We start from the raw sequence: 13,913 nt of genomic DNA, 5'->3' as shown, positions 1-13,913 counted from the left end.
GAAGGGAACGGGGTGCCGCTCACCGGAGAAGGCGCCGGACAGCCCGCCTACTCGTACTCCGTCCCGCCCTTCCGGGTCAGGTACGCGGGGCTGATCGCCTTGGCTATGGCACGACCCCCCGTGACAGGGCTGTGGCGTTCGACCGCCGGCCGGATGACGACCCCCTCCCGCAGATGCAGCTCCCGGCCGGAGACCGTCTCACGCCCCGTCGCGATCCGCAGGACCCGCTCGCTGTCATAGGGCCCCTCGTACAGCCGGGGCACCAACGGCAGCCTCCCCTCCAGCAGTTCCCCCGCATCCAGCCAGCGCACCTGCCCGCCGATCTCCGCGGACACGTCGAACACGGCGTACCCCAGCGTGTCCCGCCGCCCGTCCGCCCCGTAGGTCAGGTCCTGCACGCCGGCGCCGTACACCTCACCGAAGACGCCGACCCGCCGTGCGCCCAGCCGGGCCGCCAGCTCCGCCGCCGCCTCGGCGACCCCGTGCCCGCGCACCGCGCGCCAGTACAGATTCCGCGGATCCTCCTTGAGCGCCAGCGACTTGGCGCCGTACCCCTTGGAGGAGACGTACACCCGGTCCTGGTCCGCGACATACGTCAGCAGACAGGCCGAACCGTGCAGCTTCTCGGTGAGGACGACCGGCTCGCCCGGCGCGAAGATGTCCGGGTAGCGCTGGATGTTCTCGATGTCCACCCAGGGCAGCAGGTCAGGGGCGGACTCCACCTCGCCGCTCATGGTCGGCGGCACCGGCGGGACCCACTTGGTGATCCCCAGCCGCTCCGCGAAGTCCGTGCCGTCCTTCGCCGCCTGTTCCAGATCGACGTCCGCCAGCGCCCTGGGCCGGCACACGATCCCCTGCGACAGCTCACCGCGCAGCCGTACCGCCTTCACCCGGTCGCGGTTCCCGCCCGCCAGCCGTCCGGTCAGCCCCAGCTCCTCGATCAGCTCGGCCGGCAGCACCGCCTGCTCGGGGATGTACACGGCGACGTCGCCGGTGCGGTACACGCCCTTGGCGACGACCGCGCGGTACAGGCCCACCTGGGCCAGCTCGAGCGCGTCGGCGTTGGGATGCTCGTGGATGGTCAGTACTTCGGCGGTGACCCGCAGCGTCGACATCGAGGCCGCTCCTTCGGGTTGTCAGGTGCGTTTCATCGCACCCAACTGTCCGCAGGAGAAAGGGGTGGAGCGACCGAATTACCCCTTGCTACGGTCTTCCCTCGCGCTCGCGGTCCGCCCGGCGATCGCGGGGGTGCGGCCTACCCTCCGCACGCCCCGCACCGTTCAGGCCGACACCAGCAGAGTTGCGCGCCGCGCGTTCGCCAGCGCCTCGGGCGTGAGGACCGGCGTCGGCACCAGGATGCCGCAGTCCGTGCACACCGGGCCCGCCGACGGCTCGTGGTCCAGGTCGTAGCGCCAGACGAGCCGTTCCCCCCGGCACACCGGGCACGCCGAACCGGGTTCCCGCTCCAGCGCGGTGATCAGCCGCCGCAGCACCTCCGCCAGCGGCTCGCGCGGATGCACCCGCGGGTCGTCGCACCAGGCCACGCCGAAGCCGCCCCAGGTCATCCGGTGCCAGTCGTCCACGCTGCCCGGCCTGCGCAGCCCTTCCTGCTTCTCCTTCCTGCGCCGCTCGGCGAACCCGGCCTCATAGGCCAGCCAGACCGCCCGGGCCTCCTCCAGTTCCTCCAGTGCGGCCACGAGCCGCGCTGGGTCCACGGAGCGGTCCTCGGGGTCGAATCCGGCCCGCGCGCACAGATGGTCCCACGTCGCCCTGTGCCCATAGGGAGCGAACCGCTCCAGGCACTTGCGCAGCGAATAACGTCGCAGTGCCAGGTCGCACCGCGGATCTCGGACCTGTCTCGCCAGACTTCGGAAACCGGCCATCGTCCTGCACCTCCGTCACACCCGCACCTGTCGTTCGGTCAGTTCGGCGTCGTCGAAGGACGTCGCCGAATAGACGTACCGAAAAGCGAATCGGCTCCATCTGTTTTCCGATGGCCCCCATCGGCGGGCCGCGGGGCTCGTGCGCCAACCCCCGTGCGCCCGGGTTCAGTTGTGGTCCGCGGTACGCGCCGGGCGCACCTCCCGCGCCCCCGAGGACCCCGCGGTCCGGACCGAGAACTCCCGACCTGAGAACTCCCGGCACCGGCCACGGGTTCCTGAAAGCGGGCACCGGTATGCGCCGCGGCGGCAGAACGGCGCGGACGACGCGGTGGCGGCCGGGGTGATCCCCGGCCGCCACCGCATCGCGTTCCCGCCCGGCGCCGCCTCAGCGGTACAGCAGGTACTCCCGTCGCAGCCGGCGGAATTCCCGCAGCTCGTCCTGCCAGGCGCCGACCACCTCGTCCACGCCGGCACCCGAGTCGATCAGAGTCCGCACCAGCGTGGATCCGGTCAGCTTGTCGATCCAGTTGTCCGCGCGCCAGGCGAAACCGCTCCACTCCCGCTTGGCCGAGATCAGCAGCCCGATGCCGGTGCGCACGGGGTCGAACGCCTCGCGGTCGTGCACATGCACCTGCACGCCCCCGACCGTCTTGTCCTGGAACTTGGAGAAGGCCGGGGTGAAGTAGGCCTCGCGGAAGTGCACGCCCGGCAGCCCCAGCTCGTTCGCCGCGGCCGCCCACCGCCCGTCGATGCCCTCCGCGCCGAGCAGCTCGAACGGCCGGGTGGTGCCGCGCCCCTCCGAGAGGTTGGTCCCCTCGAACAGGCAGGTCCCCGAGTACACCAGCGCGGTCTCCGGCGTCGGCATGTTCGGGCTCGGCGGCACCCAGGGCAGCCCGGAGGCGTCGTAGAAGTCCGAGCGCCGCCATCCCGACATGCGCACCGTCTCCAGCGGCACCGGGGCGGCGAGGAACTCGTGGTTGAACATCTGCGCCAGCTCCGCCACCGTCATCCCGTGGGCCTGCGAGATCGGCTGCCGTCCGACGAAGGTGGCGAACTCCTTGTGCAGCACCGGGCCGAGGGCCGCCCGCCCGGTCACCGGGTTGGGCCGGTCCAGGACGACGAACCGCTTCCCGGCGAGCTGCGCCGCCTCCATGCAGTCGTACATCGTCCAGATGTAGGTGTAGAAGCGGGCGCCGACGTCCTGGATGTCGAAGACCACCGTGTCCACGCCGGACGCGGTGAAGATGTCGGCGAGCTGCTGACCGCTCTTCAGGTAGGTGTCGTAGACCGGCAGCCCGGTCGCCGGGTCGTCGTAGCGGCCCTCGGACCCGCCCGCCTGGGCGGTGCCGCGGAAGCCGTGCTCGGGGCCGAAGACGGCGATCAGGTCGACCCGGTCGTCGGCGTGCATCACGTCGACGATGTGCCGCACGTCGCGGGTGACGCCGGTCGGGTTGGTGACCACCCCGACCCGCTGCCCGTCCAGCGGCGCGTAGCCGTCCGCCGCGAGTCGCTCGAACCCGGTGCGCAGCCGGCGTCCGGAGCCGTGGCCCGGGCCGGGGACCGCGTACGCCGGTGCGGCGCTCACCGCCGCGGCGGCGGTTGTGGCGGCGAGCAGGTTCCGTCTGGACAGCTTCATGCGGTGACCTCCGTGATCCCGGCAGATGACATGCTCATGCACGCTAGCGCTCACCCCGGCCCCGTGGAACGAACGCGGCCGACTCGCGTGGGATCACCCCTTCCCAGTGACATACCGACCGGTTAGTCTGACGGCGCGCGTCACCGCCGGAAAGGGCTTTGACGACCGAGCCGCACAGCGTACGGGCCCGGGGTGGCGGCCGCGCGCAACTCGCCTGGGACGCCGCGCCGAAGGAGACCGATCGTGGAAGCCGTGCAGGGTGCGAAGGTGGTCGTCACGGGGGCCGGGGGCGGCATCGGAGCGGCCCTCGCCCGCCGCTTCGCCGCCCACGGGGCGCGGGTCGTCGTCAACGACCTCGACGCCGACGGGGCCAAGGCGGTGGCCGAGGAGATCGGCGGCATCGCGCTGCCGGGCGACGCCGCCACGACCGTGGACGAGGCCCGCGACGCCCTCGGCGGCACCGTCGACATCTACTGCGCCAACGCAGGCGTCGGCTGCGACGGCGCCGACATCGGCCGGCCGCTCGACGAGCGGGCCTGGTCACTGTCCTGGGACGTCAATGTGATGGCGCACGTGCGCGCCGCCCACGCCCTGCTGCCCGGCTGGCTGGAGCGCGGCAGCGGCCGCTTCGTCTCCACCGTCTCCGCCGCCGGACTGCTCACCATGATCGGCGCCGCCGCCTACAGCGTCACCAAGCACGGCGCCTACGCCTTCGCCGAGTGGCTGTCCCTGACGTACCGTCACCGCGGCCTGAAGGTGCACGCGATCTGCCCGCAGGGCGTGCGCACCGGCATGCTCGACGCCAGCGGCAGCGCGGGGGACCTGGTGCTCAGGCCGACCGCCATCGAACCGGACGACGTGGCCGACGCCCTCTTCCGCGGCATCGAGGAGGACCGCTTCCTCATCCTGCCGCACCCCGAGGTCGCCGAGTACTACCGCGCCCGCGCCGCCGACCCCGAGCGCTGGCTCGGCGGCATGAACCGCATCCAGCAGCAGTGGGAGGCCACCCGGTGACCGCCTCGCACTACGCCGCCAAGCCCTGGCTGGACCTGCTCACCGAGGCCCAGCGCGCACCCGTGGCACCGGCGGGCTCCCTGGTCCACGCGCTGCGCGCGGCGGTGACGACCGCACCCGACCGCACCTTCCTCGCCTACTTCGACGGCCGGCTCGGCTACCGGGAGACCGACGAGCTCAGCGACTCCGTCGCCGGGCACCTCGCCGAGCGGGGGCTCGAACGCGGCGACCGGGTGGCGATCATGCTGCAGAACTCGCCGCTGTTCGTCCTCGCCCTGCTCGGCGCCTGGAAGGCCGGCGCGGTCGTGGTCCCGGTCAACCCCATGTACAAGTCGGGCGAGGTCGGCCACGTCCTCCGTGACGCGGGCGTCACCGCGCTGATCTGCGCCGACCGGGCGTGGGAGGAGTATCTGCGCGAGACCGCGGCCGGCTCACCGGTGCGGATCGTGCTCACCGGCTGCGAACGGGACTTCCAGAGCCGCGGCGACACCCGCGTCCTCACCTTCGAACGGCTCCCCGGGGCCCCGGACGCCGACGACCTCACCACCGCCGCCCGCAGCGGCCGGCCCGCACCCGCGGACCGCGACCCGGCGCCCGGCGACATCGCGCTCATCAGCTACACCTCGGGCACCAGCGGCACCCCCAAGGGCGCCACCAACACCCACGCCAACATCATGTACAACGCCGAACGGCAGCGCACCGGCCTGGGCCTGCCCGAGGCGCCCGTCTACTTCGCGCTCGCGCCGCTGTTCCACATCACCGGCATGGTCTGCCAGCTGGGCGCCTGCCTGAACAGCGCCGGCACCCTCGTCCTGGCCCACCGCTTCGAGGCCGGCGTGGTGCTGGACGCCTTCGCCGAACACCGCCCGCACTACACCGTCGGCCCCTCCACCGCCTTCATGGCCCTGGCCGGCCACCCCTCGGCGACCCGCGACCACTTCTCCTCCTTCCACGTGATCAACTCCGGCGGCGCCCCGCTGCCGCCCGCCCTGGTGGAGAAGTTCCGCGCCGGCTTCGGCCCCTACATCCGCAACGGCTACGGGCTCACCGAGTGCACCGCGCCCTGCGCCTCCGTCCCGCCCCACCTCGAGGCCCCCGTCGACGAGGCCTCCGGGACGCTGGCGGTGGGGCTGCCGGGACCGGACACGGTCGTCCGGATCGTCGACGAGCAGGGCGCCGAGGTGCCCTTCGGAGAGCCGGGCGAGATCCTGGTGCGCGGCCCCCAGGTGGTGCCCGGCTACTGGCGGAGGCCCGACGCCACCGCCGAGACCTTCCCGGACGGGGAGCTGCGCACCGGCGACATCGGCTTCATGGACGAGCAGGGCTGGCTCTATGTCGTCGACCGCAAGAAGGACATGATCAACGCCTCCGGTTTCAAGGTGTGGCCGCGCGAGGTCGAGGACGTCCTCCACACCCACCCCGCGGTCCGCGAGGCGGCCGTGGTCGGCGTGCCCGACGGCTACCGCGGGGAGACCGTCAAGGCCTACATCAGCCTGCGTCCCGGCGCCGAGGCGGACCCGGACGACCTCGCCGCCCACTGCAGGGAGAGACTGGCCGCCTACAAATATCCCCGTCAGGTGGAGATCCTGCCCGACTTGCCGAAGACGGCCAGTGGGAAGATCCTCCGTCGGGAGCTGCGTTCCCGGACGCACGACAATGGACGACGACCCGCCGGTGACGGCCGGCAGTGAGACGGAAGGCAGGTGGCGGCAGTGCCCAGGACGACGGACGGTGACGGGACTCCTGTGCCGCAGCGGCTCCTGGCCGCCGCCACCCGGCTCTTCGCCGAGCAGGGCTACGACCGCACCTCCGTGCAGGAGATCGTGGAGGCGGCCGGCGTCACCAAGGGGGCGCTGTACCACTACTTCGGCTCCAAGGACGACCTGCTGCACGAGGTGTACGCGCGGGTGCTGCGGCTGCAGCAGGAGCGCCTGGACCACTTCGCCGACAAGGACGAGCCGGTCGAGAAGCGGCTGCGGGACGCCGCCGCGGACGTCGTGGTCACCACGATCGAGAACCTGGACGACGCGTCGATCTTCTTCCGCTCCATGCACCATCTGAGCCCGGAGAAGAACAAGCAGGTGCGTGCCGAGCGCCGCCGCTACCACGAACGCTTCCGGGCGCTGATCGAGGAGGGGCAGGAGGCGGGCGTGTTCTCCAAGGCCACCCCGGCCGACCTGGTGGTGGACTACCACTTCGGTTCGGTCCACCACCTGTCCACCTGGTACCGGCCCGACGGCCCGCTCAGCCCGCAGCAGGTCGCCGACCACCTCGCCGACCTGCTGCTGCGGGCACTGCGTCCCTGAGCCGGGCCGGTCGCGCCTCGGCGGCCCTCGTGAGGCGGCCGGCCGGGCCGTCCGCGGGATCGTCGACCGGGGTGTCCAGGTGGCCGGCCGAGGAAGCCATCAGGTGATCGAGCAGCGCGGCCGCCGCCGGGTTGCGCGGCCGGGCCCCGCGCCCGGCCAGCACCACCGTGCGGCCCGGTTCCGGCTGCCGCACGGTCACACACGGCAGCCCGGCCCGCTCGCCGATCGGCCGGGGCACGAAGGCGACCCCGATCCCGGCCCGCACCAGCTCGACCAGCAGCCCCGCCTGGGTGACGTCACAGGTGATCCGGCGGCGCAGCCCGCAGTGCGCGGCCAGCCGCCGCACCGCCGTCTCCAGTCCGGTGCCCGCGCGGAAGTCCACGAACGGCTCCTCGGCGAGGTCGCTGATGCGCACCCGCCCCGCACCGGCCAGCCGGTGGCCCGGCGCGGTGATCAGCACCAGCTCCTCGTGCCAGGTGGCGTGCACCGTGAGCCCCTCGGGCAGCTCCCGGGCGTCCGGCGCCAGATACGCCAGATCCAGCTCTCCGGCCCGCAGCGCATCGGTCAGCTCGTCCACCGTGGCGTCCCGCACCGACACCTGGATCCCGGGGAACGCGCTGTGGAAGGCGGCCAGTTCGGCGGGCAGATCGACACTGGTGAGCGTCTGGATGGTGCCGATCGCCACCCGGCCCCGTTCCAGCCCGGTCACCGCCGCCACCGCCTGCCGGGCCGCCTGAGCCCCGGCCAGCAGCGCACGGGCCTGCGGCACCAGCGCACGGCCCGCCTCGGTCAGCACCACCCGGCGCCCGGTGCGGTCGAACAGATCGGCGCCCAGCTCCCGTTCCAGATTGCGGATCGAGGCACTGAGCGCCGACTGCACGATCAGCTCGGCCCGGGCTGCCGCGGTGAAACCGCCCTCGTCGACGACCGCCATGAAGTGGCGCAGCTGACGTATCTCCATCCGGCGATCCTAGGGACATCCATCGGTTCCGCAGATGGGTCGCAGCGAAACCATCTGTTGGACCGGCCCGGTGGGCCCGGCCGATCCTTTCGTCATGGACCTCGTGCCGAGCCTGTGGACCACCGCCTACGCCCCCAGCAGCCCCACCGCCCTGCGCCTGGCGGCCCGTCAGCTCCTGCGTCTGCGCTGCCTGTTGCGCCGCCTGGCGCTGACGGACCACACCCCCTGGGCCGGCTTCTAGGGGCCGTCGCCGGGCGGCCGCCGGCCGTCGCCGGTCCTCACCGGTTCTTCCGGTGCTCACCGGTACTTCTTCAGCTCCCGCCGGGCCAGCGAGCGCTGGTGCACCTCGTCCGGGCCGTCGGCGATCATCAGCGTGCGCGCGCCCGCGTACAGCTCCGCCAGCGGGAAGTCCTGGCTCACCCCGCCCGCCCCGTACAGCTGGATCGCCCGGTCCAGGATCCCGACGACCGTACGCGGAGTGGCGATCTTGATGGCCTGGATCTCGGTGTGCGCACCCCGGTTGCCGACCGTGTCCATCATCCAGGCCGTCTTCAGCACCAGCAGCCGCAGCTGCTCGACCGACACGCGGGCGTCGGCGATCCAGTTCTGCACCACGCCCTGCTGGGCCAGCGCCTTGCCGAAGGCGTCCCGGCTCACCGCACGCCGGCACATCAGCTCGATCGCCCGCTCGGCCATGCCGATCAGCCGCATGCAGTGGTGGATCCGGCCGGGACCGAGCCGGGCCTGGGCGATGGCGAAGCCGCCGCCCTCCTCGCCGATCAGGTTCGACACCGGCACCCGGGCCCCATCGAAGATCACCTCGGCGTGGCCGCCGTGGTAGTGGTCCTCGTAGCCGAAGACCTGCATCGCCCGCCTGACCGTGACGCCCGGCGTGTCGCGGGGGACCAGCACCATCGACTGCTGGCGGCGGATGTCCGGCCCGTCCGGGTCGGTCTTGCCCATCACGATGAAGATCCTGCAGTCCGGGTGCATCGCCCCGGAGATGTACCACTTGCGGCCGGTGATGACGTACTCGTCGCCGTCCCGCTCGATGTGGGTGGTGATGTTGGTGGCGTCCGAGGAGGCCACGTCCGGCTCGGTCATCGCGAACGCCGAGCGGATCTCACCGGCGAGCAGCGGCTGAAGCCACTGCTTCTTCTGCGCCTCGTCGCCGAACTGCGCCAGCACCTCCATGTTGCCCGTGTCGGGCGCCGCGCAGTTGGTGACGGTGGGCGCGATCTGCGGGGAGCGGCCCATGATCTCGGCCAGCGGGGCGTACTGGAGGTTGGTCAGGCCGGCGCCGTACTCCTCGTCCGGCAGGAACAGATTCCACAGACCCTGCCTGCGCGCCTCGGCCTTCAGCTCCTCCACCACGGGCACCGTCTCCCACGGCGAGGCGAGCCCGGCGCGCTGCTCGTGGGCGATCCGCTCGGCCGGGTAGACGTACTCGTCCATGAAGGCCAGCAGCTTGGCGCGCAGCTCCTCGGTGCGCGCGTCGAACGCGAAGTCCATTGTCCGTCAGCCTTCCTGAAGAGTCGTCAGACCGTGCTCGATGAAGACCGGCACCAGGTCGCCGATGCGCTCGAAGCCGCGCCCGACCGTCTGGCCCAGGGTGTAGCGGTAGTGGATGCCCTCGAGGATCACCGCGAGCTTGAACCAGGCGAACGCCGTGTACCAGGACACGGCCGAGACGTCGCGGCCCGAGCGGGCGGCGTACCGCTCGATCAGCTCGGCGGGGGAGGGATGGCCGGGGGCGGTGGCGGTCGTGGAGACGGGGGAGTCGGCCAGCTCCAGCGGCTCGCTGTACATCACCAGCAGCCCGAGGTCGGTGAGCGGGTCGCCGAGCGTGGACATCTCCCAGTCGAGGATCGCCCGGATGGAGTCGTCCTCGCCCAGCAGAACGTTGTCGAGCCGGTAGTCGCCGTGGATCACCGTCGGCGCGGGAGAGCCGGGCAGCGACCGGCCGAGGGCCGAGTGCAGCTCGTCGATGCCGGCCAGCTCCCGGTTGCGGGAGGCGTCCAGCTGCTTGCCCCAGCGGCGCAGCTGCCGGTCCAGGAAGCCCTCCGGACGGCCGAAGCCGGTGAGCCCCACCTCGGCGGGGTCCACCGCGTGCAGCTCGACCAGCGTGTCCACCAGGTTCAGCACGGCGTCCCGGGTGCGCTGCGGGCCGAGCGCGGAGAGCTGCTCGGCGGTGCGGTACGGGGTGCCCTCGACGAACTCCATGACGTAGAACGGCGCACCGAGCACCTCCTCGTCCTCGCACAGCAGCAGCGGCCGCGGCACCGGGACGGCGGTCGGGTGCAGGGCGCTGATCACGCGGTGCTCGCGCTTCATGTCGTGCGCGGTCGCCAGCACATGCCCGAGCGGGGGCCGCCGCACGACCCACTGCGCGGTGCCGTCGCCGACCGCGTAGGTGAGGTTCGACCTGCCGCCCTCGATCAGCCGTCCGGACAGGGGGCCGTTCACCAGACCGGGCCGCTCGCGGTCGAGCAGGCCGCGCAGCCGGTCGAGATCGAGTCCGGGCGGGTGGTCGGGGCTCATCGTCGCTCCTGTCGGGGAGGTGAAGGGTGCCACCTCATGATGCCGACCGGTCGGTATGTCGTCCAGAGGGGGAGCGAAACGTGATCGGAGCCACGATAGCCCCGCGGGACCCCGCGGCACCCGCCCGGCCGAGGCCGACCCTGCCGAATGCCGGTGCGCGCCCGTGCCGGGCGGCCGTTGCCCGGCCCGGCCGCGCGCCCCGGTTCGCCCGCCCCGGCAGCCTTCGCCTTCTCCCGGTTGCGCGAGGCGGGGCGCACCGGGAGGGTCGGAGCCATGAAGGCGATCAGTTACTCACGGTACGGCGGACCCGAGGTGCTCGAACTCGGCGAGGTCCGCGATCCGAAGGTCGGTCCCGACTCGGTCCTGGTGAAGGTGCGCGCGGCGGCGGTCAACCCGGTCGACTGGAAGTGCCGCGAGGGCTATCTCGACGGCATCCTCGACGCCGTCTTCCCGGTGATCCCCGGCTGGGACGTCTCCGGCGTGGTGGTCCGGCCCGGGGTGGCCGTGGCGGAGTACGCCGAGGGCGACGAGGTCATCGGCTACGTCCGCGAGGACTTCCTCTCCCGGGGCACGTTCGCCGAGTACGTGGCGGCGCCGGTGCGCACCCTGGCGCGCAAGCCGCGCAACCTCTCCTTCGAGGAGGCGGCCGGGCTGCCCCTCGCGGGGCTCACCGCGTATCAGACGCTGCACAAGGTGCTGCGCATCGGCCGGGACGAGACGGTCCTGGTGCACGCGGCGGCCGGTGGGGTGGGCTCCCTCGCCGTCCAGCTCGCCGTGCACGCGGGTGCCCGCGTCATCGGCACGGCGAGCGAGCGCAACCACGACTTCGTGCGCGACCTGGGCGGAGAGCCGGTGACCTACGGCGAGGGCCTGGCCGACCGGGTGCGGGAACTCGCCCCCGACGGTGTGGACGCGGTCTTCGACTCGGTCGGCGGTGAGACGCTGGCGGTCTCGGCGGGCCTCCTCGCCGAGAAGGGGCGGCTGGCCTCCATCGCCGACCCGGAGGTCGTGAAGCACGGCGGCCAGTACTACTTCGTGCGCCCCGACCACGAGGACCTGACCCGGCTGACGGAACTGGCCGAGGAGGGCGTCGTCACCGTCCACGTGTCCCAAACCTTCCCCCTCGAGCGCGCAGCCGATGCCCACCGGGCCAACCAGGAGGGCCGCACCCGGGGCAAGATCGTGGTCACGCTGGACTGAGGCGGCCGGCGCCCCGGTTCCCGGGCGTCCGTTCCACTCACCACACCAACGCCGCCGCGCAGCCCGCGAGGGCCACCGTGCACAGGACCGTCGCGGTGGCGTGCCCCGGGGCGAGAGCCGGGGGCCGGCCGGTGGAGGACAGGGTGCGGATGCGGCGGTGGGCCAGGAGGAGAAAGGCCAGCCAGCAGACGCAGCACAGGGCGCAGAGGAGAACGCTCGCTGCCGTCACCCCGCTGTGCAGGACGGAGCGGACGGCCAGGACGGCGGCGACCGTGCCGGACAAGGTCGTGCGCCGCCAGGCGAGGCGGGTCCGCTCGGGCTGCAGCCCGGGGTCGCGCTCCGGCGCCGGGGCCGCCCGCCCGCTCACCCGTCCCACCCGACGAGCACCACGACCACCATCGCCACCGCGACGACCGCCACGACGAGACTCAGCAGTGCGGGGAACCGGGAGACCGGCAGGTCCTCCCCCCGCCGCATCGCCCGCTCGCACCGCACCCAGTGATTGACGGCGCGCAGCGCGCACAGCACGCCGGCGGCGAGCAGCGCCAGCGCCAGTCCCACCCGCCAGCCCCAGCGCAGGTCCGGCAGGAACTGGTCCACCGCGAAGCCGCCGCCGATCAGCGCGAGCGCCGTACGCAGCCAGGCGAGGAACGTGCGCTCGTTGGCCAGCGAGAAGCGGTAGTCGGGCGTCTCGCCCTCGGCCCGTACGTCCCCGGGCGCGAACCACAGCCGAACATTGCGCACGAACTCGCTCACGGCGCGACCCTACCCGCGCGGACCCGGTCGGTTCGCCGCACGATGCGCCCGCAGCCGCAGGTAGGCGGCAAGACCGTCCGGCACCCACTCCCATTCGGCCAGCCGCCGCTCCAGCTCCGCCTCGCCGAGAAAGGAGTGCCAGGCGACCTCCTCCGGCTGCGGCCGCACCGGCAGGTCGCAGCGGACCTCGTACACCGCCGACCACCAGCTGTGCCCGGCGCCGTCGTCGTACAGGAACGTGAACAGGTGCCGGGGGGCGGGCAGGCCGCGCACGCCCAGCTCCTCCTCGGCCTCGCGCAGCGCCGCCTCGTCGTAGCTCTCGCCCGCGCCCACCACACCGCCGACGAACATGTCGTACAGCGAGGGGAAGACCAGCTTGTCCGGGGTGCGCCGGTGCACGAAGACCCGCCCCTCGGCGTCGCTGACCCACACGAAGACGCAGCGGTGCCGAAGACCCCGGGCGTAGGCCTCGCCGCGCGGGCTCCGGCCGATCACCCGGTCGTCCTCGTCCACGATGTCGAGCAGCTCGTCGGCGGAACTCATGCCGCCCATCCAAGCAGGCCGCGCGCACGCTCAGGGCAGCATCTCGAGGTCCGGAGCACCGGGTTTCGGCCGCGCCGTCCCCGGCGGCATCGCCGGATGCAGGCCCAGCAGCAGCACGCCGAGCACTATCGCGGCCAGGCCGGCGGCCTCCCAGCCCAGGGACCCGGCGTCGGTGCGCAGCCGGTCGCCGAGGATGCCGACGCCGCAGACGATGCCGGCCAGCGGCTGGGCCGCGGTCAGCGCGGGCAGCGACATGCGCAGGGGAGCCGTCTCGAACGCGCTCTGCACCAGCACCAGCGCGGTCACGCCCAGGACCAGCACCGCGTACGGCTGCCAGCCGCTGATCAGCGCCACGAAGCCGCCGTCGGCCAAGCGCTGCCCGCTCACCCGCGTCAGCGCGTCCTGCACCCCGTACAGCGTCCCCGCGGCGATGGCCAGCAGGACCGGGCCCAGGGTGAGCCGGGCGCGTCGGGCGCAGCCGGTGAGCAGCAGGGCGAGGGCCAGCATGCCGCCGATGATCAGCCAGTGCCGCGCCGGATCGGTGACCGCGTGGCCGCCGGCCGGCTGGCCGGCCACCACGAACGCCGTCACGCCGCCCGCCAGCAGGGCCAGGCCCGCCCAGCCCTGGCGGCCCAGCGGCTGCCGGGTCTGGCGGCGCGAGAGCGCGAGCGCGAACAGCAGATTGGTCGCCAGCAGCGGTTCCACCAGGGACAGCTCGCCCCGGCCGAGCGCGGCGGCCCCGAGTCCCATTCCCGCGACCATCAGTGCCGTGCCGCCCAGCCAGCGCGGCATCCGCATCAGGTCGGCCAGCAGCCGCAGCGACAGGAAGTCGCCCAGGGGGGCGCGCTGGGCCGCGTTCTGCTGGAGCACGAACCCGAAGCCGAGGCAGCACGCGGCGCTCACGGCGAGCACCAGGACCGGAACGGACACGCTGCGTACCTCGGAGTTCGTGCGGGGACACGGACACGCAGCAGCCGACTCTAGCCGGGCTTCAACCGGAGCGCAGCCTTCCGCAAGCCTCGATTTGGTCAAGGTCTGCCCCTTTTGCGCCATGAGGGTGTGCGGCTTGTTCC

15 protein-coding genes are annotated in these 13,913 nt (G+C 72.8%); 5 read left to right on the top strand and 10 right to left on the bottom strand.

What is annotated here, in order from left to right:
- Positions 1–47 precede the first annotated feature (47 nt).
- From HCJ93_RS21105 to HCJ93_RS21095, 3 genes are all read right to left on the bottom strand, one after another.
- Positions 48–1,115: an RNA ligase (ATP) gene (locus HCJ93_RS21105; protein WP_167997337.1), complete on the bottom strand. Its 1,068-nt coding sequence runs from the start codon at positions 1,113–1,115 to the stop codon at positions 48–50.
- A gap of 165 nt (positions 1,116–1,280) precedes the next feature.
- Positions 1,281–1,883, bottom strand: a complete 603-nt coding sequence (locus tag HCJ93_RS21100; RefSeq protein WP_167997336.1) for a hypothetical protein — start codon at positions 1,881–1,883, stop codon at positions 1,281–1,283.
- A gap of 385 nt (positions 1,884–2,268) precedes the next feature.
- Entirely contained in the window at positions 2,269–3,519 is a 1,251-nt protein-coding gene (locus tag HCJ93_RS21095) for an exo-beta-N-acetylmuramidase NamZ family protein (RefSeq protein WP_167997335.1), read from the bottom strand.
- Positions 3,520–3,759: 240 nt separating this feature from the next.
- On the opposite strand from HCJ93_RS21095, the gene HCJ93_RS21090 reads away from it, so the two are divergent.
- The 3 genes from HCJ93_RS21090 to HCJ93_RS21080 are packed head-to-tail and all read left to right on the top strand — an operon-like array spanning position 3,760 to position 6,839.
- Positions 3,760–4,533 carry an SDR family oxidoreductase gene (locus HCJ93_RS21090; RefSeq protein ID WP_167997422.1) on the top strand — a complete coding sequence of 258 codons (774 nt, stop codon included), beginning with the start codon at positions 3,760–3,762 and terminating at the stop codon, positions 4,531–4,533.
- Positions 4,530–6,224 (top strand): class I adenylate-forming enzyme family protein, encoded by a 1,695-nt coding sequence (locus HCJ93_RS21085; RefSeq protein ID WP_167997334.1) that lies wholly within the window; start codon positions 4,530–4,532, stop codon positions 6,222–6,224. The genes HCJ93_RS21090 and HCJ93_RS21085 overlap by 4 nt, the downstream gene beginning before the upstream one ends.
- 21 nt (positions 6,225–6,245) lie before the next feature.
- A complete protein-coding gene (locus HCJ93_RS21080; RefSeq protein ID WP_167997333.1) occupies positions 6,246–6,839 on the top strand; it encodes a TetR/AcrR family transcriptional regulator in 594 nt (197 codons plus the stop codon).
- Here HCJ93_RS21080 and HCJ93_RS21075 read toward each other — a convergent pair.
- Positions 6,778–7,800, bottom strand: a complete 1,023-nt coding sequence (locus HCJ93_RS21075) for a LysR family transcriptional regulator (RefSeq protein WP_167997332.1) — start codon at positions 7,798–7,800, stop codon at positions 6,778–6,780. The genes HCJ93_RS21080 and HCJ93_RS21075 overlap by 62 nt on opposite strands.
- 94 nt (positions 7,801–7,894) lie before the next feature.
- Between HCJ93_RS21075 and HCJ93_RS21070 the strand changes: the two genes are divergently transcribed.
- Positions 7,895–8,041, top strand: a complete 147-nt coding sequence (locus tag HCJ93_RS21070) for a hypothetical protein (protein WP_167997331.1) — start codon at positions 7,895–7,897, stop codon at positions 8,039–8,041.
- A 56-nt stretch (positions 8,042–8,097) separates the two neighbouring features.
- On the opposite strand, the gene HCJ93_RS21065 is transcribed toward HCJ93_RS21070, so the two are convergent.
- Together HCJ93_RS21065 and HCJ93_RS21060 are read right to left on the bottom strand one after the other, a co-directional pair.
- Positions 8,098–9,312 carry an acyl-CoA dehydrogenase family protein gene (locus HCJ93_RS21065; protein ID WP_167997330.1) on the bottom strand — a complete coding sequence of 405 codons (1,215 nt, stop codon included), beginning with the start codon at positions 9,310–9,312 and terminating at the stop codon, positions 8,098–8,100.
- A gap of 6 nt (positions 9,313–9,318) precedes the next feature.
- Positions 9,319–10,341 (bottom strand): phosphotransferase family protein, encoded by a 1,023-nt coding sequence (locus tag HCJ93_RS21060; protein WP_167997329.1) that lies wholly within the window; start codon positions 10,339–10,341, stop codon positions 9,319–9,321.
- A gap of 273 nt (positions 10,342–10,614) precedes the next feature.
- Between HCJ93_RS21060 and HCJ93_RS21055 the strand changes: the two genes are divergently transcribed.
- On the top strand, positions 10,615–11,541 hold the full coding sequence (locus HCJ93_RS21055) for an NADP-dependent oxidoreductase (RefSeq protein ID WP_167997328.1): 927 nt from the start codon (positions 10,615–10,617) through the stop codon (positions 11,539–11,541).
- 37 nt (positions 11,542–11,578) lie between these two features.
- Here the strand turns inward: HCJ93_RS21055 and HCJ93_RS21050 are convergent, their stop codons facing one another.
- From HCJ93_RS21050 to HCJ93_RS21035, 4 genes are read right to left on the bottom strand one after another with little or no spacing between them, the layout of a single operon-like run.
- Positions 11,579–11,908, bottom strand: a complete 330-nt coding sequence (locus HCJ93_RS21050) for a DUF202 domain-containing protein (protein ID WP_167997327.1) — start codon at positions 11,906–11,908, stop codon at positions 11,579–11,581.
- Positions 11,905–12,297, bottom strand: a complete 393-nt coding sequence (locus HCJ93_RS21045; protein ID WP_167997326.1) for a YidH family protein — start codon at positions 12,295–12,297, stop codon at positions 11,905–11,907. Before HCJ93_RS21045 ends, HCJ93_RS21050 begins: the two co-directional genes overlap by 4 nt.
- A gap of 9 nt (positions 12,298–12,306) precedes the next feature.
- The gene (locus HCJ93_RS21040; RefSeq protein WP_167997325.1) at positions 12,307–12,840 is read right to left on the bottom strand and encodes an NUDIX hydrolase; all 534 of its coding nucleotides are present in this window, start codon (positions 12,838–12,840) and stop codon (positions 12,307–12,309) included.
- Positions 12,841–12,870: 30 nt separating this feature from the next.
- A complete protein-coding gene (locus tag HCJ93_RS21035) occupies positions 12,871–13,770 on the bottom strand; it encodes a DMT family transporter (RefSeq protein WP_167997324.1) in 900 nt (299 codons plus the stop codon).
- Positions 13,771–13,913 lie beyond the last annotated feature (143 nt).

Source organism: Streptomyces composti (genome assembly GCF_012034205.1).
GTDB classification, from domain to species: Bacteria; Actinomycetota; Actinomycetes; order Streptomycetales; family Streptomycetaceae; genus Streptomyces; species Streptomyces composti.
This window is presented reverse-complemented; position numbering and strand designations above follow the sequence as displayed.

Excerpts from the sequence above, each read along its gene's own strand:
- HCJ93_RS21055 (WP_167997328.1), top strand. The coding sequence starts at position 10,615 with ATGAAGGCGATCAGTTACTCACGGTACGGCGGACCCGAGGTGCTCGAA.
- HCJ93_RS21060 (WP_167997329.1), bottom strand. The coding sequence starts at position 10,341 with ATGAGCCCCGACCACCCGCCCGGACTCGATCTCGACCGGCTGCGCGGC.
- HCJ93_RS21070 (WP_167997331.1), top strand. The coding sequence starts at position 7,895 with ATGGACCTCGTGCCGAGCCTGTGGACCACCGCCTACGCCCCCAGCAGC.
- HCJ93_RS21040 (WP_167997325.1), bottom strand. The coding sequence starts at position 12,840 with ATGAGTTCCGCCGACGAGCTGCTCGACATCGTGGACGAGGACGACCGG.
- HCJ93_RS21075 (WP_167997332.1), bottom strand. The coding sequence starts at position 7,800 with ATGGAGATACGTCAGCTGCGCCACTTCATGGCGGTCGTCGACGAGGGC.
- HCJ93_RS21095 (WP_167997335.1), bottom strand. The coding sequence starts at position 3,519 with ATGAAGCTGTCCAGACGGAACCTGCTCGCCGCCACAACCGCCGCCGCG.
- HCJ93_RS21105 (WP_167997337.1), bottom strand. The coding sequence starts at position 1,115 with ATGTCGACGCTGCGGGTCACCGCCGAAGTACTGACCATCCACGAGCAT.
- HCJ93_RS21100 (WP_167997336.1), bottom strand. The coding sequence starts at position 1,883 with ATGGCCGGTTTCCGAAGTCTGGCGAGACAGGTCCGAGATCCGCGGTGC.
- HCJ93_RS21065 (WP_167997330.1), bottom strand. The coding sequence starts at position 9,312 with ATGGACTTCGCGTTCGACGCGCGCACCGAGGAGCTGCGCGCCAAGCTG.